Here is a 26,299-nt window from a genome sequence, read left to right on the forward strand (position 1 = left end):
TACAGACCTATTACTTCTCCAAAGGATGTTCCGCCAACAACTTCGAAGCATTATAAATATCCTTCTGATTTTTCAGGGCTGCCCTTACAGTCTTTACTTTTTCAGGTTGAATAGCAGGAGCTTTGTTGCCAAAGGAGTTGCGCACATAGGTTAATACTGCGGCTACCTCTTTGTCATTCAATAAACCTTCAAATGGGGTCATAGGTACTTGTCCCGGATATTTTTTGCCATTTACCTCTATAGGACCTAATAAACCTTTCAATACAATCTTGATGGCGCGTTCTTCATTGCCATTTACCCAGGTAGTACCAGCCAATGGCGGGAAGCCCGAAGCTGTCAGCCCTTTACCATCTGCCTGATGGCAGGTAGCGCAATAGCCCTCTTTGGCATAAATAGTTTTACCTATATTAAATAACTCCAGTTCTGCCCCTTTCAAAGTCGATTTTTCTGCTACTTCTTTTTCTTTCTTCACAGGCATATCGTTGAGGTGTGCCACTGCCGTTTCGTAGGCATGAATCATCCAGTCGTCTAGCGGTTTCTTTTTGGCTTCTGCTAAAATCGGATTGCCCTTTGCTTTCCCAATCCACGAAGAAGCTACAATGGCATCCAAACGTACCCGGCTGTTTTCATCCTTCACTGCCTGCATCAATAAGGCTGCTTGGTCTGGTACCTGATGACCTGTAAAGCGCAAAACCTCAACTGCCGCTGCCCTTGCATGGTAATCTTTGGCTCTCAACATCTGTTTCAACAATTTCTGGTCAACTTTATCCAAGCCCCAGGTAACCCATAATGCTTCTAATACATGATGCTCATAACGTGGGTCGTTTTTGTCTAATGCTGCTACCCATTTAGTAAGTTTCGGTAATACTTCCGCGGCACTTCTGCCTCTCAACTCGCGGCGAGTACGGTAGCGAGTACGGTATTCAGGTAGTTTCAGATTATCCAGTAAAGTTTCAACACTTGCTCCGGCAATGGTAGCAGGTTTTACCAATGGTCTTGACGGATAGGTTATGCGATAGATACGGCCATGCGAGTGGTCGCGGAGAGGGTCACGGGCATTGTGTTGCATATGCCCAATCAGAATATTATGCCAGTCAATCAGGTAAAGCGAGCCATCAGGGGCAAATTCCATATCCACCGGACGAAAGTTACGGTCTTCGCTCACTATTAAATCTGCTCTGTGTTTACTCTTATAACCTGTGCCATCATCCACCATACTATGCATTTTCATGCCAAGGAAACCAATAGTATTATTGATTAGCAAATCTCCTTGCACCTCATCCGGGAAATGGCGACTTGAAACAAATTCCAGCCCCGAAGTCGGGCGAACCATATGTTCTTTTTCTATTAATTGCACACCCTTATGTGTATATTCTCCATAACGAGGCAAAACAGTACCCGGCATCATCCAGCGCACATCAGGGCTTGAAGTTTCAGCAAAAAACGGTTGCCCCCAGTCATCAAAAGCAATACCCCAGGGATTTGGTATCGATAACTGCGCCGTACGTTCCAATTTACGTAATTGAGGGCTGAATCTATAAAATCCACCATTGGTAGCACGTACAGTTCCATAAGAAGTTTCTATATTGGTATGTAAAAAAACACCCTCGCCTGAATATATAGCACCTGATGGGTCAACCGAATAAGCATGGCTGTTATGGTGTGTATCATGGTCGTCATATCCACTAAAGATAATTTCTTCTTTATCTGCTTTATCATCACTATTAGTATCAGTAAGCAATTTCAGATTTGTACCCTGCGACACAAAAACACCTTCATGTGTAATTTCAAAACCTAAAGGCAGGTGCAAACCATCTGCAAAAACGGTTTCTTTATCAGCCTTACCGTCATTATTGGTATCTTCAAAAATTAAGATTTTATCATTTGGCTTGGTATCACCCGGTTTATAATGCGGATAACTTGGCATAGCTGCCACCCATAGGCGGCCTTTATTATCAAACGACATCTGCATCGGTTTAGCCAAATCAGGGAATTCCTGTTCTGAGGCAAAGAGTTCAATCTTATAGCCTGCAGGTACTTTCAACTTACTAAGTGCTTCTTGTCCATATAGGTAGGTTAAACTGCCATTTTTCTCAGGGTTAAAGTTGGTTTTAACTTCTGGCAAAGTTCTGGTGTTTTTATCGGCCATTGTTACATCCATTTTTTCACCTTTAGATGCCGCCAGCCAAACGGCTTTATCACGAATTTCAGTCATTTCACGGATCTTCTCAATTTCAGCAGGATAGTTATCCGGACCAAAAGGATTATATCGGCGACCATACACATGCACTCCATTCGGAATTTTGTAGTCATTATGCCACATCCAGTTTTTTTCATTAACGGCCGCTAAAATTAGATTTCTGTTAGACTCTGCTTTGGCAGGTGCTTTACCAAAAACGGCATCTGTCAACAACTCGGAAAATTTCTTGTATCCGGCTTCATTCAATTGCGAACCGTCAATGGTTAAAAATTCTTTGGTTGTATCATACCATTTTTTAGAAGGTGTAAAGGCGTCAACAAATAGTACATTATTCTGGTCGGCAACTTCTTTCATCGCCTTGGTATATAACCAGAGGTTTTCATTTTCTTTCACTCCGTTCGGTAAATCATATTTGCCTGATAGGTCTTCAAAAGCAATCGGAGAAACAATAACTAATTGCGGTGCGCTTTTACCATTATATTTCTGATTAAGTGTATATTTGATAAATGCATCCAGTTCAGCTTTATAGGTATCCAACTTCTCCTTGCCCTGAAACGACTCGCTATAACCAAACATACCAATAATTATATCCGTTTTTAGGCGGGTCAGCCATTGATCGGGAGAATCAAAATGTCCTTCACTACTTGAGTTTTTGGCATATTCTGTCTGAAATTTCTCAGCTCCCGGAAAAGCCCAGGGTAAATTACGACTCGCGTGCGGTCTGAAACCGGGCGTATCGCCACCATCGCACATGTTACGGATATATAAATTATAGTCAGGATAACGAACGTGCATTTCAGTCTCAAAAAGTCCATAATTCATCATTCGAGACCCTAAATTGCCACCGATTAAGGATATATGAGAATCTTTCTGAACGGTCAGTGTTGGGGGAGGAGTAGCCTGAAATGAACTGATCGCAAAGACCGTCAGAACAAATAGGACTATTAATAGTCTGATATTAAGTTTCATGAATAGAATAATTAGGGTTGTGGATGAGGTTGTTATATACGCCTGTATATTTATCAATACGCCAGAATCACTTCTTCATACCTCTATAAGGTACATTAATATCAATTTTACCTTTCCATTTTTTAGGAACAGGTTTGCCCAATTCCCAATGGATAGCATTAATCACCAGTCGTTGGAATGATTCTATCTGAAAATCTTCCGGGTGACCTAAAGTTGTGGTAAATACCTTAGCACCAAAAGAATTAGTGCCTGTCCACGCCACGGGGTTTTCAATCGCTGCTTTATCAGGGTTCACTGATTTACCCATCAATAACCATTCTGAACCTTTGGTTGGGTAATCCGGCAAAACTCTATATAACCATGAACGGGCATGGAAACTGGGCGCTACTCCTGTAAGTATTGGATGCTTAGCCGCGGCAGGAATAATGGTTACATCTGTGCTACTCTCATGACCATAGTGGGTATGGGCTGCTTTACCACCCCAACCCGGAGGAGCATTCAGCGCAAATTCACCAAAAGCATTCCATTTCTCTAATTCGCTTCCTTTTGGGTAATTGAAGGCATGAGTTGTCGTACGGAAACCCATCACAGGCTTGCCGGTTTTTAAATAGGCTTCAATGAGATCGAGTTGTTCCTTGGGTAATTGACGCCAACGGAGAGAAAATACGACTAAATCAGCATCTTTCAGGGCTTCTAAACCCGGAATGTTTTTTTCTGCATTCTGGTCAGGGTCAGACTTAAGTACTTTGGTTCGGAAACCGTAGTTTTTTTCTAATTCTGCAGCAATGACTGGAAAGGTGTGTTCGCTACTATACTCATGTTCGCCTGTGACAAAAACTATCAGGGGAGCGTTTTTGGATTGAGCGAATAACTTATTTACCGTTGTATGGATAAATAAAACCAATAGAAAGGTGGATACTATGGACTTTGCCATAAATAGAAGGTTTATAGGTTTATGTAGGAGTTTGTTTAAATACTCCGAGGTTTGAATATTTGGTATGCAATTTACATATTTTTAAATAATATCATTGATTAGACATGATATTAAAATGATTGGACTAATAACTTCAAAAAGAGCATTTTTTTGATAAATAATTGATAATAAGGCCAATTTTGCCCAAAAATATTTGGAAACTGTTTTCTATTCTCAAAAAAAGGTCGTACCTTTGCAGCCCTATTTAGGAATTTAGTAACTAAACGAAAAATAATTTTCAAAACAAAATGCCTACTATACAACAGTTAGTAAGAAACGGTAGAGAGCAAATGACTTGGAAATCGAAGTCTCCAGCGTTGGACTCATGCCCACAACGTCGTGGCGTGTGTACTCGCGTGTATACTACGACTCCAAAGAAACCAAACTCTGCGCTTCGTAAAGTAGCTCGTGTTCGCTTAAGTAACACAAAAGAGGTGAATGCCTACATTCCGGGTGAAGGCCACAACTTACAAGAACACTCAATCGTATTGATTCGTGGTGGTCGTGTAAAAGACCTTCCAGGTGTACGTTACCACATTGTTCGCGGTGCCCTTGATACTTCAGGTGTGAACAACCGTAAACAAAGTCGTTCAAAATATGGTGCGAAACGTCCTAAACCAGGTCAGGTTGCAGCTCCACAAAAAGGCGGCAAGAAAAAATAATCGCATTCATGTTTAGTACCGTCACTACGGAAAATCGTTTAGTTACGGGGTAGTAATCCTGAGGGTTCAGGGTGAATTAGTTTTCAAAAAAACGAAACCTTATTTAAAAAAATGAGAAAGGCAAAACCAAAAAAACGTTACGTATTACCTGATCCTAAATTCAGAGATGTAGTCGTAACAAAATTCGTTAATAACCTGATGTACGATGGCAAGAAAAGTCTTGCTTATAGCATTTTCTACGGAGCATTAGAACTGGTAGAAAAACGTACAAAAGAAAACGGCTTAGAGCTTTGGAAAAAAGCGTTGAGCAACGTATCACCGGCAGTAGAGGTTAAGAGCCGTCGTGTAGGTGGTGCTACTTTCCAGGTACCAACAGAGGTACGTTCGGAGCGTAAACAATCTTTAGGAATGAAATGGTTGATCAGCTATTCACGTAGACGTGGAGAGAAAACCATGACAGAGCGTTTGGCAGGTGAAATCGTTGCAGCTTCAAAAGGTGAAGGTGCAGCGGTGAAGAAAAAAGATGATACGCATCGTATGGCAGAAGCTAACAAAGCGTTCTCACACTTCAGATTCTAATCAATCAGAGGTGTTCAGATACAAAACCGCAAGTTTCGGAAGAGACTTGCGGTTTTTTGTTTGTATCACTCTCAAATTAGTTTAACTCACATATAGTTATTCTGACTTTCAATTCTCCGTCTAACTCTTCATTCTTTACCCTATATTTTACCCAAAAAGCCTTAGGGTAAAAATCGCTTGTATTGTTATACAGATCAGGATTAAGCTCTTCTTCTTTTAACTCAATAATATCTTTTCTGTCCTCTTCTAAAGATTTTTTAACTAGTAAATATTTTTGTTCCAAAGTATATTGGTTTTGGGGTTTATAAGGATCATGAGGGTAAGAATATATTTTAGAAAATATAACTTTTAAATCTGATTCTTTCTGGATTCCTTGATATAATCCATAAGGAGACATCGCACCTCCTGCAAAAATACTCATATAGTAAATCTCTGACCCATCTAAATTCATCTCTCTTTTTTCGCCTTTATAATAACCGGAAAATGTCATATTGTTTTTGGCATTTTTAATTTCAATAGTTTTATCTACCTCACTTATATTGCCATTTATGGCTTGAAGTTTTATTACATATTTTCCGTTTAAATCGATATTCACAATAGGTTCTTTTTCAGTAGATTTATAAAAATAATAGCTAAATCCAATTCTCTTAAAAGAATATTCTTGAATTAACCATTGGTAATTCTCTGCTTTATTTTCAGATAAGTTTTTAAGCTTAACTTTTCCATTGTCTAACAGTTCGTAATCAAAATCGGCTATCGCTATCTTTCTTGCTTCTACAATTTTTTGCTCACGGCTAGTATAGCTTGGGTTTTTTATAGTAAGCGTTACAGTAAAATCTCCATTTCTTTTATATTGATGTGATACATAATAATTAATCATTTTTGTGTACTCTTCTGGCAATTTATCGGAGTAAGTACTTCCATCTCCGAAATCAATTGTATACATATCTCCTTTATTCAAATTAAAAATAAAAGCAACTGTATTAAACTCATCAATTCTTTCCCTAAATGTAGCATCGGGTACAGTATAAACCACTGGGGGAATTTTATTTTCCTTATTCTGGCAAGCCAGAAAGGTGAAAAGAATACTTATGATACACAGCGTTTCTTTCATTGATTGCTTTTTATATATCCATTTGACTTTTAAGTCTATAAAAAGGTTGGAATGATGAATGAAAGAGTAGTCTTTTAAAATTCGTCTATTTTTAATTTCTCGCCTTTTCGTATTTTTACCACATAAACCTCAAAACAAACTACTATGAGAATACTCTTCACAGCCTTGGCGTTACTCTTCATTTCAAACTTAGTCTTTGCACAAACCAATTCACAGAAAATCTTAGTAACGGATTTAACTAAAATCAAACAAGTCGTATCTATTGCTACCTCGCCTGATGGCAAAAAAGCTGTTTATGGTCTCAGAACCATTGAAGTAAATGCTGATAATGCTTTAGAGTATGATTACCGTACACATCTGTATCTGATAGATTTACAGGCAGGTAGCACACCAAAAGCTTTAACCCGTGGTTTAGAGAGCGCTTCACAAGCCACTTTCTCGCCCGATGGCAAAACAATAGCATTTGTAAGAGCCACAAAAGGTAAAGGACAGATTTTTATCATGCCTTTAGATGGAGGTGAAGCATGGCAGTTAACCAACTCTAAATATGGTGCAGGCAATCCATCTTTCTCACCAGATGGCTCAAAAATCCTGTTTACAGGAGGAATCTCTTTTAATGAATTATTAAAAGATTCGACCCTGAACCCATCGAAATCAGGCCCTGTGTGGTCTTTAGAAAAACCGGGTTTCCCGAAGAACGAGTTTCTGACTAAAGACAAAAAAATCAAGGCTAATCCTGATGGAAACATTGAGGAGATAAGAGCTTATCTGGATAAGGATGTAGAAGACAAAAAAGCCAGAGTAGTAAACCGCCTGAATTTTCAGGGCGAAGCCACTGTAGAGCCGGAATTAAGTTTCTCACATATCTTTATTACCGATATAAAAGAAAATGCCAAAGCTACACCGCTAACAACCGGATTCTGGTCGTACGGACAGGCCACCTGGGCAACTGATGGCAAGCGAATATTGGCTGTTTGCGGCAAAGATGCCGACCAACACCCTGACCGTGAACAAGAAAGTATCGTAATCAGTATAAATCTGGATGGCTCTGAAAGAAGAGTCCTGGTTTCAGAAAATGGCAAGAGCTTCTCAGGCATCGAGCCTTCACCGGATGGTAAACTATTGGCTATGACGATGAATACACCAAACCTGCTGTCATTTGGCCAATTAGTGATTGCGAATGCAGATGGTACGAATCGACAAGTAGTAGATTTTGACCGTGTGCCGGGTAATCTGAAATGGACATCAGATAATAAATATTTATACCTCTCTGCTTCTTCGAACGGTGGTATTCCAATTTTCAGAATGGATACTAAAACCCGCAAAATTGAGCGTTTAAGTGATTATGAATCGGGTAATAGCCCATTTGAGTTGACTAATGATAAAGTAGTTTTTGCCAAAACAGAAGTAGCCAATCCGTCAGAATTATACATGGCTGATTTAACTATGAAAAATGGTGTGAAACTCAGTGCGCATAATGACGGCTGGTTAAAAGACAGAAAACTAAGCTATCCTGAAAAGCATGTATACACTAACTCAAAAGGCGAAAAAGTAGATTACTGGATTATGAAACCTACTTTTATGGAAGCAGGTAAAAAATATCCATTACTACTACAATTACATGGCGGCCCAACAGCGATGTGGGGACCTGGAGAACTATCAATGTGGCATGAGTTTCAGTATTTCTGTTCGCAGGGATATGGTGTAGTCTATCCAAATCAAAGAGGTTCGGGAGGTTATGGTAAAGACTTTCAATTCTCTAATTACCGTGATTGGGGTAAAGGCCCGCAAGAAGATGCCTTAAGCGCTTGTAGTGCCGCAGCTAAAGAAGCATGGGCAGATACATCAAAACAAGTAATTACAGGAGGCTCATACGCAGGGTATTTAACGGCCTGGATTATTACTCAAGACCATCGTTTTAAAGCCGCCTTTGCGCAACGTGGCGTATATGACCTGACAACCTTTATGGGAGAAGCTAACGCCTGGAGATTAGTACCAAACTACTTCGGCTTACCATGGGAAGATGAAAAAGTAACCAAAATAGATGCAAATTCACCTTATACCTTTGTGAATCAAATCAAAACCCCATTCCTGATAAAGCATGGCGAAAATGATTTGCGTACAGGCGTAATCCAATCAGAAATGATGTTCAGAAGTCTGAAATATCTGGGTAAAGATGTGGAATATGTACGTATGCCGGGTGCAACTCATGAGTTATCACGCACAGGTAATGTTCGTCAGAGAATAGATAGAATTTTGAGGATTTATGAGTTTTTTGAGCGGTTTGTGGGGGTGAAATGATGCTTTTGTTCCACTGCTACTAAAGTTCACCGACTGAAGTCGGTGGCTAAAATAACAAAGGAATAATTTACCTGTAAGCCGGACTTAAGTCCGGCGATGTATGCAAAAAGACCGTTGTTTTCTTAGCCGGCGAATTTATTCGCTGACCTTTGGGCTATCATTGAAATGATAAATCATGCAACCCTAATAAAACAAAAGAAGGCTTCCCACTAGGAAGCCTTCTTTTGTTACTCTTATGTTATCTTACTCAGATACTGATTCAGATTCTTTCTTTTTGTTAGAAAGTTTCTTTTTCTCACCTTCTACCATTTGCTCTTTTAATGCAGCAAGGGCATCAAGGTCTCCAAGTGTTGATTTTTCTTCATTCGAAGAAGAAGCAGTTGCTTCTTTTCCACCTTTTTTCTTAGCTTCTTTTTTCTCATCTTCCTTAGGAGCTTCCCAGGTTTTAGAGTGAGAAAGCATGATTTTCTTCTCTTCTTTGTGGAATTCAAGCACCTGGAATGGCAATTTCTCACCAGCTTCAGCTACTGTACCGTCGGCTTTAGCTAAATGCTTCAACAATGCGTAACCTTCAATACCGTAAGGTAATTCAAGTGTTGCTTGTTTGTCATTTTTAGAGATAATTGTACACTCGTGCTCAGAACCTACTGTGAAGATGTGCTCGAAAGTATCCCAAGGATTTTCTTCTAAGTGTTTGTGGCTAAGGGCTAAACGACGGTTTTCAACGTCAAGCTCAAGCACAACTACTTCCAAAGAATCACCAACTTTCACGAAATCTGATGGATGTTTGATTTTCTTGGTCCAGGATAAATCTGAAACGTGTACTAAACCATCAATACCTTCTTCTAATTCAAGGAAGATACCGAAGTTAGTCATATTACGTACAGTACCAGTATGAGTAGTACCTACTCCATATTTGCTCAATAAATCTTGTTTAGTCCAAGGATCTTCAGTCAATTGTTTAATGCCTAAAGACATTTTACGCTCTTCACGGTCAAGTGTCAATACAACTGCTTCGATTTCGTCACCGATTTTCAAGAAATCAGATGGGTTACGTAAGTGTTGTGACCATGACATTTCAGAAACGTGAATAAGACCTTCAACACCCGGTTTCAATTCTAGGAATGCACCGTAATCTGCAATGTTTACAATCTTACCTTTTACTTTCGAACCAACTGACAATCCTTCTGCCAATGAATCCCAAGGATGAGACTCAAGCTGTTTCATACCCAACGAAATACGTTTTTTGTCTTCGTCGAAGTCCAGAACAACCACTTTGATACGTTGATCAAGTTTAAGCAATTCGTTTGGATGGTTGATACGACCCCATGAAATATCAGTAATGTGAAGTAGACCATCAACACCACCAAGGTCGATGAACACACCGAAGTTAGTAATGTTTTTAACCACACCTTCCAATACCTGACCTTTCTCCAAGTTATTAAGGATAACCTGACGTTGAGTTTCAAGGTCTTTTTCAATAAGGATTTTGTGAGAAACCACTACGTTATCGTTAGTATGGTTGATTTTCACAACCTTAACTTCCATTTTCTTACCAACGAAGATATCGAAATCACGGATTGGTTTAACGTCAATTTGTGAACCTGGCAAGAACGCCTCGATTCCGTAGATGTCAACAATAAGACCACCTTTTGTACGACGTTTCACGAATGCATCGATGATAGCGTCTTCTGTAAATGATTTTTCGATGTTGTTCCAAGCGGTCAATACTCTTGCTTTTTTGCGAGAGATAACCAACTGACCCATAGCATCTTCTTGTTTTTCGATGAAAACCTCTACCTGATCACCTACTTTAAGGTTAGGTAAATCGCGGAACTCAGAGACCGAAACAAGACCATCTGATTTGAAACCAATGTTTAATAAGATCTCACGGTCAGTGATACCCACAACCGTAGCCATTACTACATCTTTCTCAGCAACCTCTGTTAGGGTTTCGCTATAAAGTTTTTCAAGATCTGCTTTTTCAGAAGCGGAGTAGCCGCTACCGATACCTCTTTTTGAGACTTTGTCCCAGTCAAATTCTGCAACTTGTGCCATATTGATTTTTTGATGCGCCCATTCATACATCGACCCACCGGGCTTTCAGGTCGAAATTAGTTTGAAATAATCCTTTGAAAAAAGGACTGCAAAGGTAGGCCTTTTTCTGACAAAATCCAATATAAATTATTTATTATTAGTAAGTTAGAATATTTTTTTACTGATTGTGCTTTTAATGGTGATTATTCACCTGTTTTATAGGAAAAATACTTGTTATATATACCGAAAAATATTATGCGTGCCGATTATTTTTAAATTTTTCTCATTGCTTCTCAATAAATCGTCTTATTTTTACATTAAAAAATACAAAACCTGTTCACTGTTAATAAATATTAAAATCTATTATGCCTGTTAAAACACAACCGTATCCCTGGCTAAAATTTTATCCGGAGGGGATACCTTATGAAATCAACCCAGATGCCTATCCGTCATTATTAGAATTAATGGATGAGGGCTTTAAGAAATATGCTAATAATGCCGCCTACTCTTGCATGGGCAAAGAGATCACATTCGGCGAATTAGATAAATACTCGCGCGATTTTGCCGCCTATCTTCAAAGCACGGATTTAAAGAAAGGTGATCGTCTGGTGATTCAGATGCCTAACTGTCTGCAATATCCGGTGGCTATGTTTGGTGCTTTAAGAGCAGGATTAATTATCGTCAATACCAATCCGCTATATACGCCTCGTGAAATGGAACATCAGTTTAAGGATTCGGGCGCAAAAGCTATTGTGATTGTAGCCAATTTTGCTTCGAACCTGGAGAAAGTACTTGATAAAACATCCATCAAGCATGTATTTGTAACACAACTGGGCGATATGCTGGGCTTCCCAAAAAAGCAGATTGTGAATTTTGTGGTGAAGACCGTGAAGAAGATGGTGCCTGAATACAACCTGCCACAAGCCATGCCGTTTATGAGTGCCGTTAGCAAAGGCAGCAGCCTGAATTGGACTAAACCTACGCTTAAAAATTCAGAACTGGCCTTTATCCAATATACCGGTGGTACCACAGGTGTGTCAAAAGGCGCTATGCTGACTCACCGCAATATTATAGCCAACTTAGAGGCGAATCATATATGGCAAAGCGTAATGACTGGTAAGATTAAAGATGATAAAATAGTAGTGGTAGCCGCCCTGCCTTTGTATCATATTTATGCCCTGACAGTGAATGCCCTAACTTCTTTGAAAACTGGAACAATGAACCTGCTTATCACAAACCCACGTGATCTGGTGGCATTCATTAAAGATTTGAAGAAAAACCCACCTCATGTTTTCACCGGTTTAAATACATTGTATAACGGGTTATTAAATCATCCACAGATCAAAGAGGTTGATTTTAGTAAATTGGTGATTACTTCGGCAGGGGGTATGGCTTTGCAAGGTGTAGTAGCCAATCGTTGGAAAGAAATGACAGGGAATTTGCCTGCTGAGGGTTACGGTTTATCAGAAACCTCACCTGTATTGACATCTAATCCATTAGTAGGTGAAAACAGAATAGGAACCATCGGAGTACCCTGGCCAAGTACAGAAGTCAGAATATTAAAAGACGATGGCACCTGGGGAGACGTAGGCGAAGTAGGAGAGATTTGTGCTAATGGCCCACAAGTAATGGCAGGTTACTATAACAGACCTGATGAAACGGCCAAAGTGATGATGAAAGATGAGGATGGCAAAGACTGGTTCAAAACCGGAGATATTGGCGTGATGGATGCAGACGGCTACTTCAAGATTGTAGATAGAAAGAAAGATATGATTCTGGTATCAGGCTTTAATGTTTATCCGAATGAAATTGAAGAGGTAGTAGCTACTTGTCCCGGTGTTTTAGAAGTGGCTTGTATCGGTGTTCCTGACGAAAAATCTACGGAAGCCGTAAAAGTATTTATCGTGAAAAAAGACCCTGAGCTGACAGCCGAACAGGTAAAAGCCTATTGTAAGCAAAACCTGACAGGTTATAAATGCCCGAAACATATAGAGTTTCGTACTGAATTGCCTAAAACCAATGTTGGTAAAATTTTGCGCAGGGCTTTGAAGGAGGAGACGGCCAAAAATTAACCGTGTTCGACAGTCAAAGGGTTCACCGAATGAATTCGGTGTCTAAGTCAACAAAGGTATTTTTGAATACAGTACCAGACTTAAGTCCGGTACATAAATTTAGAATTATTCCTTTGTTAATTTAGTCGGCGACTTCAGTCGCTGAATCGACAGTAAAAGCTAAATAAACCCATAAAAAATGCCCTAAAATCGTAAGATTTAGGGCATTTTTGTTGATGAAGCGAGTGCGAATTAAGCGGGTACTCTATCAATTGAACCCATCACTTTTTTCATAAAGGTGTTAGCGGCATCTTTTTCAGGCATGCCATCAGCTATCATTTGGTGTACTTCCAATGCTCCACAGAAATTAGAGATGAGTTCTCCAATCACGTCTACTTCTTCGTCTTTCAAAGACGGTGTTTCAGAAATATTTTCTAATACTTTAATAGCTGCCTCGATTTCAGCTACCGAAGAGGTGCGCTGAATTTGTCTAATTAAGGGTAATTTCATCTATCAAAGATTTTAATTGTTCTTCTTTATTGGTCTGTACCTGATTTACCAATTGTCCGCCTTTAAAACTGGCAAATGTTGGCAAATTGTTCACCGAAGCCAGTTTTCTAGACGACGGGAATTTCTCGGCATCCACAATCACAAAAGCAGTGCTTTCATTGTCGTTTGACAGTCTTTTGAATTTTGGTTTCATCAGTCTGCAATTCCCACACCACGAAGCCGAAAATTGTACCATTACTTTGTCGTTTTGAGCTACAATCTCAGCTAAATTATCTTCTGCTAATTCAATCAACATACTCGTAAGATTTTAAAATTAGTTTTGTGAGAAATAATTGGCCACACCTGCATTAGTAGCCTCCATGGCTGCTTCACCTTCTTCCCAGTTAGCAGGACAAACCTCACCGAATTTCTCTACGTGCAATTGTGCATCTAATAAGCGAAGATAATCATCAATATTACGGCCTAACGGTAAGTCATTGATTGACTCATGACGCACGATACCTTCTTTGTCAATTAAAAACGTACCACGGAATGCTACCGGATTTCCCACAAAAGACCATGTTCTGGTTTCGTTGTTGAACACATACTCACCACCCAAAACGCCACAATTCAAAGAAACAACTTTAGAAGTATCAGCAATAATCGGATAAGTAATGCCCTGGATACCACCTTGTTCTTTAGGCGTATTCAACCAGGCCAGGTGTGTTTCTTCTGTGTCTGTTGAACAACCTACTACCACTGCACCTCTTTTTTCGAATTCACCTAATTTTTCCTGAAAAGCATGCAATTCTGTCGGACATACGAAAGTGAAATCTTTCGGGTAGAAGAACAAAATCACATACTTTTTACCTAAATATTGGTCTAAACTGAAGTTTTCAACGATTTCTTCACCGTCGATTACAGCACCTGTATTAATGTGCGGATATTTTTTACCTACTAATGACATTGTATTATTATACTATTTATTGGGTTTGTAAATAAGAAAACCAACACAAAAAAATACAAAAATTTGGTATCGGTCTCTCTATTATTCGAATGTTCTATTAAGTTCTTTTAATAGTCCAAATGTGTTGCAAAGGTATAATCTATGGAGGGAATAGAATATGATGATTGTCAGGAATAGGTTAATAGTGCAATTTTAGTGAGAATTGGGAATTGGATTTTTATTAGATTGGGATTTTGTAAGAATTTCTTTGCTAAGAAAAAAAGGTTGTATATAAGGACGTTTTAAAAGTATATTTTAAACTTATGAAATACACTTTTAAAGTGTAAATTGGTTATATTTGTAAATAAACTTCAGGAAAGATGGCAACGGGAACAAGTGATTTTTTACCAAGACTTATCCGACATAAACCTGCTCGTAAATATACACTCGAAGAATATTTACGAAAGGAGGGTAATTCGACGTATAAACATGAATTTATAAATGGCGAGATACTTAAAATGCCTAACGCAAGATATAATCATAATCTGATAGCCATGAATGTGGCTGTTGAAATGACTAATACCATTGAAGAATCAGATAAAAACTATCTTGTTTTAGGTTCTGACCAGAAAATATATCTACCTGTTCTTGATGAAAGCGTTTATGCAGATACCCTGGCTGTTTGTGAAAAGCCGTTATTCTGGGACGATGACGATTTATTATTAATAAATCCGATTTTGGTGGTAGAAGTTTTATCAAAATCAACTCAACGCTATGACCGGACAAGTAAGTTTGATAAATATAAAACACTAGAATCATTTAAAGAGTATGTAATGATTCGTCAGAATGAATGTTATGCAGAGGTTTGGTATAGAGAACGCCCCGGACTTTGGCATGAAACAAATGTAACTGATATTGACAGCAAACTACCTCTTCAGTCTCTTGGTGTAGAAATTTCAATGAAGCGGATTTATAAAAATGTAAGTTTTGCTGTCTAAAAGTATATCTTCTTGCGCAAAGTTTTGCAGTGATTTTTACTTGACTCTACTCAAAAATCATTTAAACCTGTAACTTTGCGAACTTATTTTTATAATGCGTGATTTAGTATAATCAAAAAGAGGCGTTTGCTCGTTTATTAATTACTAAAATCACACAATACCATTTCCTATGCAAAAATACACTGTTACAGCAGCCCTGATTTATGCCAATGGCCCTATTCATATCGGGCATTTGGCGGGTTGTTATATTCCTGCGGATATTTATGTGCGTTATCTTCGTTCTACCGGTGCTGATGTAGCTTTTATCAGCGGTACTGACGAACACGGCGTGCCAATTACTGTTAAAGCGAGGTTAGAAGGTAAAACTCCTCAGCAAGTAGTAGATTTTTATTACGAACAAATCAAAAAAGCTTTTGCTGATTTGGGTATCTCTTTCGACATTTACTCGCGTACATCTAACCCTGCACATCATCAGCTTTCGCAGGAGATTTTCTCTACCATGTACGACAAAGGTTTCTTTGATGAGGAAACGAATGAGCAATATTATGACGAAGTAGCGCAACAGTTTCTGGCAGATAGATACATTGTAGGTGAATGTCCTAGCTGCGGAAACCCGAATGCGTATGGTGACCAGTGTGAGCGTTGTGGTTCTACACTTTCGCCTACTGAATTGAAGAACCCACATTCTACACTTTCAGGCTCAAAACCTGTGATGAAGCCTACCAAAAACTGGTATCTACCACTTGACCGTATGCAGCCTGATATAGAAAAATATGTCAACAGCCATAAGGAGTGGAAAACCAATGTTCTTGGTCAATGCCAATCATGGTTGAAAGATGGCTTGAGACCCCGTGCCATGACCCGTGACCTTGACTGGGGTGTGAAAGTACCTTTGCCTGATACAGATGGTAAAGTGCTATATGTATGGTTTGACGCGCCTATCGGCTATATTACTTTTACGAAAGAATGGGCAGACCAGAATGGCAAAAACTGGGAAGATTACTGGAAAAATAAAGATACTAAACTCGTGCATTTCATCGGAAAAGATAATATCGTTTTCCATTGCATTATTTTCCCTGCGATGCTAATGGCTGAGGGAAGCTATATTTTAGCTGATAATGTCCCTGCCAATGAGTTTATGAACTTAGAGGGTAATAAAATCTCAACTTCAAAAAACTGGGCAGTTTGGTTACATGAATATTTAGAAGAATTCCCTGATAAACAAGATGAATTGCGCTATGTATTATCAGCCAATGCTCCTGAGACCAAAGACAGCGAGTTTACCTGGAAAGATTACCAAACCCGCGTGAATAGCGAATTGGTAGGGGTTTTCGGAAACTTCGTGAATAGGGTATTAGTGTTAACACACAAAAATTTCAATGGGGTTGTACCAGCAAAAGATACATTAAGAGAAATTGATACAAAAGTTCTGGAAGAATTGAGTGGATTTCCTAAAGTAATTGGTGGGGCTATCAGCAATTATAAATTCCGTGAGGCATTAAATTTAGTGATGGATTTAGCTCGCTTAGGAAATAAATATTTGGCAGATACAGAACCTTGGAAAGAAAGCGATCCTATAAGAGTAGGCACTATCATGAATGTGGCTATACAGATAAGCGCAAGTCTGGCCATTGTCAGTGAGCCTTTCTTACCTTTTACAGCTGCTAAAATCTTTGAAATGTTAAATCTTGACCCACAAACATGGGAGTCGGCAGGTAGGGTAGATATGATAGTGGCAGGCCATAAATTAAACCCAGCACAATTGTTGTTCACAAAAATCGAGGATAGTGTAGTTGAAAAACAAGTGCAAAGATTGTTAGAAATTAAGAAGATGAATGAATTAGAAGCTAAAAAGAGAGAAGACGAAATAAAGGAAGTTCCTGAACTGAAAGCTAGTATTCAATATGATGATTTTGCGAAACTGGATATTCGTGTTGGGACTATTCTGGAAGCAGAAAAAGTAGCCAAAAGTGACAAACTATTGAAATTTCTGATTGATGATGGTATTGAGAAAAGAACAATTCTGAGTGGTATTGCCAAATACTTTAAACCGGAAGAAATGATTGGCAAACAGGTAACTTTCTTAGCCAACTTAGCTCCACGTAAAATGATGGGCGTAGAATCAAACGGTATGATTCTGATGGCAGAAGACCGCGATGGAAGTCTGGCGCTTTTGCAACCACACAAAGCCGTTTGGAACGGTGGGCCTGTGAGTTAAGGAGCTAAGCATACAAAATTTAAAAATGGGATTGCAAGTTATTGTAATCCCATTTTTATGATTTCTATCCCTAAAAAGTTATATTTGTATAAGGAAACAAAAAGGATTATTATATGGACCTCAATCGTATCACTTTCAATCAAAATATTATGGGGGGCAAACCCTGTATTCGTGGAATGCGAGTTACAGTAGGAACAATTGTAGGTTTAATAGCTGCGGGGCGTTCTAATAATGAAATCCTGGAGGCTTATCCGTATTTAGAAATAGAAGATTTACGTCAGGCTCTTTCCTATGCTGCTTGGCGAGCCGAAGAAATTGATATTCCTGCTGTATTTTCATGAAAATATTAATTGACATGAATTTGTCTCCCAGTTGGGTTCAATTTCTCCAAGAAAATGGTTTTGAAGCCATTCATTGGATAAATGTTGGTAAACCAAACGACCCTGACAAAGTTATATTCGACTATGCTTCGAAAAACAACTACATTGTATTTACAAATGATTTAGACTTTGGTGCTATATTAGCTGCAACAAATGCTGATTCTCCAAGCGTGTTTCAACTAAAAAGTCAAGAATTACTTCCAACTGCTATTGGAGAAACAGTTATCAACTGCTTTAATCAATATGAGAATTATTTGAAAGAGGGAAGCTTAATAACTTTTGACACATCTAAAATCAGAGTTAGAATTCTCCCTCTAAAATAGTATCTTACACCCCAGGCTTCACAAAAGGCATCTTAGTAACCACTGCCTTCAACAATTTATCTCTTACTTTGATAAATACCTCTGTCCCCACTTTTGAGTATTCAGTCGGTACATATCCCATCGCAATACCTTTCTGCAAAGTTGGCGACATAGTACCTGAGGTAATTTCTCCTAATCTATCGCCCTCAGCATCACAGATTTCATAATGTGAGCGAGGAATCCCTCTGTCAACCATTTCCAAACCTACTAATTTACGTTTCAAACCAGCTGCTTTCTGTGCTTGCAAATTAGCTGAATTAACAAAGTTTTTATTGAATTTGGTAACCCAACCCAAGCCTGCTTCCAGTGGAGAAGTAGTGTCGGTAATATCGTTGCCATATAAACAATAACCCATTTCTAAGCGTAGAGTATCTCTAGCACCTAAACCGATGGGTTTAATATCAAACTCAGCACCTGCTTCAAATATCGCATTCCACAATTCTTCGGCTCTATCATTGCTTACATACACTTCAAAGCCACCTGCTCCGGTATATCCGGTAGCTGATACAATCACAGGCTCAATTCCGGCTACTTTGCCCGATTGGAAAGTATAATAATCCATCGAAGCCAAATCCATATCTGTCAGCTTTTGAAGCGTTGGCAATGCTTTTGGGCCTTGCACCGCAAATAAACAGGTAGTATCAGATACATTAGTCATTTTCACGCCATCCGTATTATGGCTTTGAATCCACTCCCAATCCTTTTCGATGTTTGACGCATTTACTACCAGATAATACCAGTTTTCGTTCATACGATAAACCAATAAATCATCTACCGCACCGCCTTGTTTATTAGGCAAATAACTATATTGTATTTTGCCGTCAAACAATACAGAAGCATCGTTTGCTGATACGCGTTGAATCAGGTCAAGGGCTTTTTCTCCGGTCAACATAAATTCGCCCATGTGTGATACATCAAAAACACCCACGCCATTACGCACACAATTATGCTCTTCGATATCAGATGAATAGCGAACAGGCATCAGAAAGCCTGCAAATGGCACCATTTTTCCACCGATTTTTTCGTGTAAATCACTCAGAGGGATTTTCTTTATTTCTGTTGAGTCCATGTATTTTTTGAAGGATATGTTCTGGCGACAAAAATAAATAAAATATCGGGTTGTAAACCCCTCAAACAAAAAAAGTAGAAACACGTTGCCATATTTCTACTTTTAAATATTCTAAAACCAATCTCCTTAGTTAGGATTCTGATTATTAAACTGCTCAGTAATCACCTTACGAAGTTGCTGATGCGGGCGAAGCCCGTTATTGCGATACACTTTTGGTGTTTTATCTGAGTTAGAATCCTGAGCATTACGCATCTGACGAACCGAAGCAGTTCTGAATTCTTCGTATTCATCGTCAGTCATTTCTCCACGATTCGCTCCACCTTTAGCAACACCATCGTTGAATGAATTGATGCGACGATCCTGGTCTGCTAATCTGGTATGTTCGAGCATACTCAAAATCTCGTTTGAAAGTACTTTCTTTTCCTCTTTCAATTCAGCAATGCCTGGTAGATTAGCCAAATCATTTTCTACAATATTCTTTTGCGCTGTTTGTTCTGCTAGTACTTTTTCCGCAGCTTTCAAATTTTCTGTCAATTTTACATTTTTCTTACGCAAGCGTCTGATAGCAGGTCCAGATTGGAGCCATCTATACCAATAAGACTGCATTACAGGCAGAGCAATACCCAAGCAGATTGCACCGGCAATGGCAAATAGAATACCACTCAAAACAAACGACATCAACGCCCATGGACTATTCACTAAATCAATATTTAGTTTGTCATAAGCTTTTAATTGCTCGTCCATTTTCTGAATCAACGCTTGGTTGTCAGATGGTTGTGCCGAACTAGGGTCTAAAGGCGTACTGTTTACCTGCATAGCCTTTATCTGTTTGTTGATACCCTCTTTCAGTTTATCTGTTTTATAGGCTTCATAACGGAACCACCCTAAAACAAGCATCGTACCGATAGAAAACACCAATAAAAAGCCTTGGAAAATCCCATAAACCTTTTTGGTTTTGGCATTATAATCGGTCAGGTAAGGTTGCTCTACCAAACGCTCGTAAGCAGGTTTCAACAGGATAGACAACATCGCTAAACCAATGGCAAAAGCCCAGGCCTCAAAGCTATTACGGATATTGAGGGCATAAGCCACAATTTCGTGCGAGATAATCAAATCACCCGATACGAAAGCTACCCCTGCCAATAGGTATAAAATACCTGCAAATAACGAGTATGGCGATTCTGATTTTTTGCGCTTTTCATCCAGGAAAGTGATCCTTTCGGTATTGGCATCAATTTCTTTCTGAATGTAACCTATGTGTTGGGTTTGTGTGTTTACCGCAAGCGAATGCTCCTGAAATTTATCGTAAGCAACTTTCTGCGTTTCTTTACTATGTTTAATAGTCTCGTCAATCTCAGCTATTTCTGCACGCTTTTCGGCAATGCGGTCTTGTAACCACTCATAGCTGACGTGACTGGAAAGGAAACTTTCATAAGTCCCCTTATCGACATTCTCGACACCAGTAATATACCCGTGCTGAAAATCTCCGTTATAATAATTTTCGTTTTCTTTTTCCATGCTTAATTAGCTTTCATGTTGAAAAATTATTCTAAAATCTTTTTGATTTGTTTGCTGGTAAGTTTCTCACGATAGCTTCTCGCCAGATTAAACTCACTCTCAAACAATTTTATCATCATATCACGTTTTTCATTCAAACGTTTCAATTCGGCTTCTGGTGCTTTTAGCTCATCAACGATTTTCCATTTCTGAACTCTCAACTCATCAATTTCATTGGTTAGTCTATTCAATTCAACATCCCATTCACTTGCTTTGCTTATTTTATCACTTTTCAATCTTCTGTTTCCCAACCATAAACTCATATCATTCTTAGTTACTGTTAGGTTACTTAATAAGAGTTTCCCTGCAAATAGGAACAGGAAGAAACTAAAGAGTAACAAGGCTAATGCTCTTACAATAGACTGATGTTCGAGTGCTTGCACAAATACAAAAACCGAAGCAGCCAAAGGCATACCTATTTCTTCCAGGGCATTTCTCCACGAAACAGGTGCATCTTTTTCATGAAACAATGACTTTGGATTAAATAAATTAAACATACCAGCCAACAAAACACCTAAAGCAATAAAAAAGTGATTCTGTGGGAAATTTGGCTGGATGGATTCATCTATCAGGTAATAATTACCTACACACATAGCTAAAGACAATAATAGACCAACGATTGTACGTGGTAAATAATGATTAGCTGCTTCACGGTTTTCAAGCGTGTGCGCTTTATCCTTCAGTTCATTGATGCGGGTTTCTTTTTGCTCGATGAAAAGGTTTAATTCACCAATTTTCTCCGAGAGGTATTCAGCTGTTTTCTCTAAATCGGCTGTTTTATGTGAAAAATAATTCCTTATTGCACCGATTTTCTCTTCTGCTTTAGAGTCTGACAAACCAAAGATTACTCCCTCATCTCTCAGGGCATCTTCATTTTCTAACCAGAAAGGAGTTAAAGGAGCCTCTGTGCTTAAGACAGGTATTTCTGTAGTAGGCGTAACCAGATTGTTTGCTTCATTTTGAGGTTCAATTGCTACAGCAGGTACCTCGGTATTCAGTGTTTCTGATGGTATTTCAGAGCGGAACCAATTTTTTAGACGATCGAGGAAAGACATGGGTTAACTGGTGTTTTAATCATTTCCCCAATTTTATATGGGTTACTCGCCTTTGTGGGAAATGAATCGTATTTACTTGTTAAAAATACAATATGGCTTATGGATAACAAATATTAACCGACATAATTGCCATTATAACTCGAAATTCCGAAAAATATTTTGATTTTCTTTAAATAATTGTGAAGAGAGGTGCCTACAAGGGGTATATGGTCGTTTTTTCTTGCTTTTGTCCTATTTACGTATATTAGTTTCATCGTATATATCAATAGTTTGGGATAAAGAAAAAATTGAGAATAAATTAAGATTACAGGCTAACTAAGTTTAAAAACATACTTTTTCAAAGCTTTTTTGTAGGTTTGTTCTGTAAATATCATTATTGATAATTAACCACTCGTATGTTACTAGACTTCCTATATAATCTCTCAATTTATATTTATGTTGGGCTATTGAAGCTTATTGCACCTTTCAATAAGAAAGCAAAACTTTGGGTAGAGGGCAGAAATAACCTATTCAATAAACTGAAATCAGATGCTGAACGCCGACAATTGAGGTCAAGGAGTGCAAAAGTAGCCTGGTTTCATTGTGCTTCTTTAGGAGAGTTTGAACAGGGGCGTCCGGTGATAGAAGCCTTTCGCAAGCAATATCCTGAGTATAAAATCGTGCTCACTTTCTTTTCCCCGTCTGGTTACGAGATACGGAAAAATTATTCAGGTGCAGACTACATTTATTATCTGCCTACTGATACACCCGAAAATGCCAAAGATTTTGTGAAAATAGTAGATCCTGATATTGCTTTTTTTGTGAAATATGAGTTCTGGAAAAACTATCTGACACAATTAAACAAGTGCAAGATTCCTGTTATTTCTTTCTCGGCTATTTTCAGACCTAATCAGATATTTTTTAAGTTTTATGGTGGTTTTTATCGTGACTTGCTCCATCAATTCAACCATATTCTGGTTCAGAATGAAAGCTCTTTAGAATTATTGAAAAGTATTGATATAGACAATGCTACCCTGGCAGGTGATACCCGTTTTGACCGTGTGAAACAAATTGTAGATAATAAAAAAGATATTCCGGTTGTAGCGCAATTCAAGGACGGGCATCAGATATTTATTATAGGCTCGGCATGGCAGACTGATATGGATGTGTTGATTCCGCTAATTAATGAATTAAAGGACGGTACCAAATTTATTGTAGCTCCGCACGAAATTCATGATGCTGAGATTGAAATCTGGCGGAACCAATTAACAGTCAAGTCGGTACTTTTTTCTGATACAGATGAGGTGAAGGATCTGGAATCTTATGATGTGCTGTTTATTGATAACATTGGTATGCTCTCTTCTTTATACCAATATGCTGAATACGCTTTTATTGGCGGTTCTTTTGGTAAGGGATTACATAATATTCTGGAAGCCGCTACTTTTGGTATGCCTATTTTCTTTGGTAATCAATCGTATCAGAAATTTCAGGAGGCAAATGATTTAGTTCAATTAGGAGGAGCCTTTCCGGTAGAGAATATGGAAGAGCTAAAAACTTTGTATCAAGGGCTAAAAGCCAACGAAAAGAAACGAACAAAAGCTGCTGAAATATGCAGCAATTATGTATTGGACAATGTCGGTGCTACGCAGAAAATCATGGAAGTGGTAGAAAGCGTAGTAAAAAAGTAGTTAATTTTTACTGCTTCTGAGCTATTGAAAGTTTTATTATTCAACTTTCAATCATCTATATAGAAATTATGGCAATAGCATCAATTTCTATCAATAATCCGTCTAAAGCTAAAGATTGTACGCCAAGCCAGGTACTTGCAGGAAGTTTTTTTTGAGTAAAAACTTTTCGAAATGCCTCACTAATGCATTCGGCATCACTGAAACGATAATCTTTTACATAAATGTTTATTTTAACAACATCTTCCGGTACTGCTCCCGCCGAAGCTAACGCAGTCTTAACATTCTGAAAGGCCTGATTTGCTTGAGTTGCCAAATCATTTGCCCCAATGAGTTGATTATCTTTATCCATTGAAACCTGTCCTGAAAGATAAATCGTTCGGGAATCTCCATTATCAACCATTACTACCTGCGAAAAAGATTGCTCCCATTTAGGTAAATCATTCGGATTGATAAAATCTTTTTCAATCATTATCTTAATGTAATAAAGTTTCTGGAATCAGGATAAACAGTTATCAATTAATTCTTCACAATCATATAAACGCCAACAACAGTAACTATCCCACCAAGAATGCGCATCAGGCTGACAGGATGTACTTTGAATCCTAGTAAGCCAAAATGGTCGAGCGTCATAGCTGTAATTAACTGACCAGCAACAATTAAGGCAAGCATATTGGCTGAACCGATTTTCTGAATGCTTAGAATAACTGTTGTTACAAAAAAAGCACCCAAAAGACCTCCTGTCCATTTCCACCAGGCTACTGATTTAAGTGAGGCCAGAGAGGGGATAGGTTCTTTAAAAAAAGGAGTAATCAGAATAAGGGTTATCAGGCCGATACAAAAAGAAATAATGGCCGAATAGATCGGATTCTGAATAGACTTACGGAGCTCGGCATTCACACCTGACTGAATGCTATTGGCAACTCCGCAAAGAATAGCGAAAAAGTAAAAAATGATATTCATTAATGTTTATTGGCTTCTTCGGTAGAATCAAAAATGATAGTCTTATAAATTTCTTCTAAAGACAGCATAATATCGAGTTTCCCTAAATTAATTATCTGGCTGGGTTCAATAAAATCTTCATATTGCCACTGAAAATCATTCAGGCGACTATATAATTCAATGCGTACTTCATTCTGTGAAACTAACATATAGTATTTAACAGAGCTTTATATTGTCGTAACTTAAACTCATGATCATATCGGGTAGTTAACTCAGATAATACCTCAATAATTAAGCTTGGACGACGAATGAAAAAATCTTGTTTTATATCATCCGCATCACAAGTAAGCATTATATCTGGATATAGATAACAATTTTCTTGAATTGCTTCCAATTTTACACTTTCAGTAAAAATATCCCACCCTTTCTTTACTTATAAATGCTATTAAGCTATTTGCAATATTTCCAATAATCCGATTGTGATTCAATGTTGAACCCTCTAATTCAAAAAGTTCACCCTTAAAATATTCATGTCTTAAGTCGCTGATTTCTTCTAACTTAAAATATTCTTCTACTGAATAATATTTTTTTAAATCAGCCTGTCCCATGATATAAGATATGTTTAAAGAATCACCTTTTCCAACATCTTGATATATAATTGAACTCCCTCTACTATTTCATCTATATGTACATACTCATCGGCCGTATGTGAACGAGCTGAATCACCGGGACCCATCTTCAGAGACGGGCAATCCAATAAAGCCTGGTCAGAAGTAGTTGGTGAACCGTAAGTATTGCGTCCCATAGAAATACCCGCCTGTACAATCGGGTGTTCCATCGGGATACTTGATGGTCGTAAACGAATCGAACGTGGTATTACCTCACTACCAATATTTTTCTTTACCGTTTCAATGATTTCTTCTAAAGTATATTGCTCTGTTACCCGAATATCAACCGTGAACTTACAGGTATCCGGCACTACATTATGCTGTGTTCCTGCATTAATAATCGTCACCGTCATTTTAATGGGACCAAGATTCTCAGATACTTTCGGGAATTGATGCGTCTGGAACCAGTTTATATCCTGAATCGCCTTATAAATCGCGTTTTCGCCCTCATTTCTTGCTGCATGTCCTGATTTGCCATGTGCAATACAATCCAATACCAAAAGCCCTTTTTCAGCCACAGCCAGATGCATTTGCGTAGGCTCACCCACAATAGCAAAAGAGATCTCCGGCAATTCAGGTGCTACCATTTCAAGCCCCTCTCGTCCTGAAATTTCTTCTTCGGCAGTGGCGGCTATAATCACATTATAAGTTAAATCGTCACGGTAGTAAAAATAGCAAAAAGTGGCAATTAGCGATACTAAACACCCACCTGCATCATTACTGCCTAATCCATATAATTTCCCATCTTTCAATAAGGGGTTAAACGGATTAAGAGTCCATGAGGGATTCGGTTTTACCGTATCGTGGTGAGAGTTCAATAAAACAGTGGGCTTATTAGCATCGAAATATTTATTTCTTGCCCATATATTGTTTTTCTTTCTGCGATAAGGAATATTTCTCTCACGGAAAAATTCTTCTATAATAGCTGCTGTTTCATCTTCCTGTTTACTAAAAGATTCGGTTTGGATTAAATCTTTCAGTAATTCAATCGCATCATTTGTTAGCGTCTCAACCAGATTGGAATTTTGAATCATATATATTCTGTATGTTGTTGATGCAAAGTTA

At 38.4% G+C, this 26,299-nt stretch carries 25 protein-coding genes; 9 read left to right on the plus strand and 16 right to left on the minus strand.

The window, feature by feature from the left end; translation table 11 throughout:
- Positions 1-10: 10 nt before the first annotated feature.
- Together D0T08_RS15755 and D0T08_RS15760 are read right to left on the minus strand one after the other, a co-directional pair.
- Positions 11-3,169 (minus strand): PVC-type heme-binding CxxCH protein, encoded by a 3,159-nt coding sequence (locus D0T08_RS15755; RefSeq protein ID WP_116983625.1) that lies wholly within the window; start codon positions 3,167-3,169, stop codon positions 11-13.
- Positions 3,170-3,236: 67 nt separating this feature from the next.
- Positions 3,237-4,103 carry a ThuA domain-containing protein gene (locus tag D0T08_RS15760; protein WP_116983626.1) on the minus strand — a complete coding sequence of 289 codons (867 nt, stop codon included), beginning with the start codon at positions 4,101-4,103 and terminating at the stop codon, positions 3,237-3,239.
- Positions 4,104-4,390: 287 nt separating this feature from the next.
- Here D0T08_RS15760 and rpsL point away from each other — a divergent pair, with 287 nt between their 5' ends.
- Both rpsL and rpsG read left to right on the plus strand, forming a co-directional pair.
- On the plus strand, positions 4,391-4,804 hold the full coding sequence (rpsL, locus tag D0T08_RS15765) for a 30S ribosomal protein S12 (protein WP_116983627.1): 414 nt from the start codon (positions 4,391-4,393) through the stop codon (positions 4,802-4,804).
- A 111-nt stretch (positions 4,805-4,915) separates the two neighbouring features.
- Positions 4,916-5,383, plus strand: coding sequence for a 30S ribosomal protein S7 (gene rpsG / locus D0T08_RS15770; RefSeq protein WP_116983628.1), 468 nt, complete (start codon positions 4,916-4,918; stop codon positions 5,381-5,383).
- Positions 5,384-5,459: 76 nt separating this feature from the next.
- Here the strand turns inward: rpsG and D0T08_RS15775 are convergent, their stop codons facing one another.
- Positions 5,460-6,497, minus strand: coding sequence for a PKD domain-containing protein (locus D0T08_RS15775; RefSeq protein ID WP_116983629.1), 1,038 nt, complete (start codon positions 6,495-6,497; stop codon positions 5,460-5,462).
- Between the two features lie 144 nt (positions 6,498-6,641).
- Here D0T08_RS15775 and D0T08_RS15780 point away from each other — a divergent pair, with 144 nt between their 5' ends.
- Positions 6,642-8,798, plus strand: coding sequence for a S9 family peptidase (locus D0T08_RS15780; protein WP_116983630.1), 2,157 nt, complete (start codon positions 6,642-6,644; stop codon positions 8,796-8,798).
- 243 nt (positions 8,799-9,041) lie between these two features.
- Here the strand turns inward: D0T08_RS15780 and rpsA are convergent, their stop codons facing one another.
- Positions 9,042-10,856 (minus strand): 30S ribosomal protein S1, encoded by a 1,815-nt coding sequence (gene rpsA, locus D0T08_RS15785; RefSeq protein ID WP_116983785.1) that lies wholly within the window; start codon positions 10,854-10,856, stop codon positions 9,042-9,044.
- Between the two features lie 344 nt (positions 10,857-11,200).
- Here rpsA and D0T08_RS15790 point away from each other — a divergent pair, with 344 nt between their 5' ends.
- Entirely contained in the window at positions 11,201-12,907 is a 1,707-nt protein-coding gene (locus tag D0T08_RS15790) for an AMP-binding protein (protein ID WP_116983631.1), read from the plus strand.
- Positions 12,908-13,138: 231 nt separating this feature from the next.
- On the opposite strand, the gene D0T08_RS15795 is transcribed toward D0T08_RS15790, so the two are convergent.
- The 3 genes from D0T08_RS15795 to D0T08_RS15805 are packed head-to-tail and all read right to left on the minus strand — an operon-like array spanning position 13,139 to position 14,342.
- Positions 13,139-13,396 (minus strand): DUF6952 family protein, encoded by a 258-nt coding sequence (locus D0T08_RS15795; RefSeq protein WP_116983632.1) that lies wholly within the window; start codon positions 13,394-13,396, stop codon positions 13,139-13,141.
- On the minus strand, positions 13,377-13,691 hold the full coding sequence (locus tag D0T08_RS15800) for a co-chaperone YbbN (protein ID WP_116983633.1): 315 nt from the start codon (positions 13,689-13,691) through the stop codon (positions 13,377-13,379). The genes D0T08_RS15795 and D0T08_RS15800 overlap by 20 nt, the downstream gene beginning before the upstream one ends.
- Before the next feature lie 18 nt (positions 13,692-13,709).
- Positions 13,710-14,342 carry a peroxiredoxin gene (locus tag D0T08_RS15805; RefSeq protein WP_116983634.1) on the minus strand — a complete coding sequence of 211 codons (633 nt, stop codon included), beginning with the start codon at positions 14,340-14,342 and terminating at the stop codon, positions 13,710-13,712.
- 359 nt (positions 14,343-14,701) lie between these two features.
- Here D0T08_RS15805 and D0T08_RS15810 point away from each other — a divergent pair, with 359 nt between their 5' ends.
- The 4 genes from D0T08_RS15810 (at position 14,702) to D0T08_RS15825 (ending at position 18,240) form a co-directional block, all read left to right on the plus strand.
- On the plus strand, positions 14,702-15,319 hold the full coding sequence (locus D0T08_RS15810; protein ID WP_116983635.1) for a Uma2 family endonuclease: 618 nt from the start codon (positions 14,702-14,704) through the stop codon (positions 15,317-15,319).
- A 169-nt stretch (positions 15,320-15,488) separates the two neighbouring features.
- Complete coding sequence (gene metG, locus D0T08_RS15815) at positions 15,489-17,537, plus strand: methionine--tRNA ligase (RefSeq protein ID WP_116983636.1); 2,049 nt, start codon at positions 15,489-15,491, stop codon at positions 17,535-17,537.
- Between the two features lie 113 nt (positions 17,538-17,650).
- Positions 17,651-17,878: a DUF433 domain-containing protein gene (locus D0T08_RS15820; protein WP_116983637.1), complete on the plus strand. Its 228-nt coding sequence runs from the start codon at positions 17,651-17,653 to the stop codon at positions 17,876-17,878.
- A complete protein-coding gene (locus tag D0T08_RS15825) occupies positions 17,875-18,240 on the plus strand; it encodes a DUF5615 family PIN-like protein (protein ID WP_116983638.1) in 366 nt (121 codons plus the stop codon). Before D0T08_RS15820 ends, D0T08_RS15825 begins: the two co-directional genes overlap by 4 nt.
- A 4-nt stretch (positions 18,241-18,244) precedes the next feature.
- Here the strand turns inward: D0T08_RS15825 and gcvT are convergent, their stop codons facing one another.
- From gcvT to D0T08_RS15840, 3 genes are all read right to left on the minus strand, one after another.
- The gene (gene gcvT / locus D0T08_RS15830) at positions 18,245-19,348 is read right to left on the minus strand and encodes a glycine cleavage system aminomethyltransferase GcvT (RefSeq protein WP_199538170.1); all 1,104 of its coding nucleotides are present in this window, start codon (positions 19,346-19,348) and stop codon (positions 18,245-18,247) included.
- A 126-nt stretch (positions 19,349-19,474) separates the two neighbouring features.
- Positions 19,475-20,866 (minus strand): hypothetical protein, encoded by a 1,392-nt coding sequence (locus D0T08_RS15835; RefSeq protein WP_116983639.1) that lies wholly within the window; start codon positions 20,864-20,866, stop codon positions 19,475-19,477.
- Between the two features lie 26 nt (positions 20,867-20,892).
- The gene (locus tag D0T08_RS15840) at positions 20,893-21,960 is read right to left on the minus strand and encodes a hypothetical protein (protein ID WP_116983640.1); all 1,068 of its coding nucleotides are present in this window, start codon (positions 21,958-21,960) and stop codon (positions 20,893-20,895) included.
- A gap of 395 nt (positions 21,961-22,355) precedes the next feature.
- On the opposite strand from D0T08_RS15840, the gene D0T08_RS15845 reads away from it, so the two are divergent.
- Positions 22,356-23,627, plus strand: a complete 1,272-nt coding sequence (locus D0T08_RS15845) for a 3-deoxy-D-manno-octulosonic acid transferase (protein ID WP_116983641.1) — start codon at positions 22,356-22,358, stop codon at positions 23,625-23,627.
- A gap of 55 nt (positions 23,628-23,682) precedes the next feature.
- On the opposite strand, the gene D0T08_RS15850 is transcribed toward D0T08_RS15845, so the two are convergent.
- The 6 genes from D0T08_RS15850 to D0T08_RS15875 are packed head-to-tail and all read right to left on the minus strand — an operon-like array spanning position 23,683 to position 26,268.
- Positions 23,683-24,096 (minus strand): RidA family protein, encoded by a 414-nt coding sequence (locus D0T08_RS15850; protein ID WP_116983642.1) that lies wholly within the window; start codon positions 24,094-24,096, stop codon positions 23,683-23,685.
- Between the two features lie 47 nt (positions 24,097-24,143).
- Positions 24,144-24,587 (minus strand): DMT family transporter, encoded by a 444-nt coding sequence (locus D0T08_RS15855; protein ID WP_116983643.1) that lies wholly within the window; start codon positions 24,585-24,587, stop codon positions 24,144-24,146.
- Positions 24,587-24,775, minus strand: coding sequence for a hypothetical protein (locus D0T08_RS15860; protein WP_116983644.1), 189 nt, complete (start codon positions 24,773-24,775; stop codon positions 24,587-24,589). The genes D0T08_RS15855 and D0T08_RS15860 overlap by 1 nt, the downstream gene beginning before the upstream one ends.
- Positions 24,769-24,960: a Uma2 family endonuclease gene (locus tag D0T08_RS28230; protein ID WP_147322788.1), complete on the minus strand. Its 192-nt coding sequence runs from the start codon at positions 24,958-24,960 to the stop codon at positions 24,769-24,771. Before D0T08_RS28230 ends, D0T08_RS15860 begins: the two co-directional genes overlap by 7 nt.
- A 10-nt stretch (positions 24,961-24,970) precedes the next feature.
- Positions 24,971-25,174 (minus strand): Uma2 family endonuclease, encoded by a 204-nt coding sequence (locus D0T08_RS28085; protein WP_116983646.1) that lies wholly within the window; start codon positions 25,172-25,174, stop codon positions 24,971-24,973.
- A 14-nt stretch (positions 25,175-25,188) separates the two neighbouring features.
- Positions 25,189-26,268, minus strand: a complete 1,080-nt coding sequence (locus D0T08_RS15875) for a M20 family metallo-hydrolase (RefSeq protein ID WP_116983647.1) — start codon at positions 26,266-26,268, stop codon at positions 25,189-25,191.
- Positions 26,269-26,299: the final 31 nt, after the last annotated feature.

This window comes from Emticicia sp. C21 (assembly GCF_003418935.1).
Taxonomy (GTDB): Bacteria; Bacteroidota; Bacteroidia; order Cytophagales; family Spirosomataceae; genus Emticicia.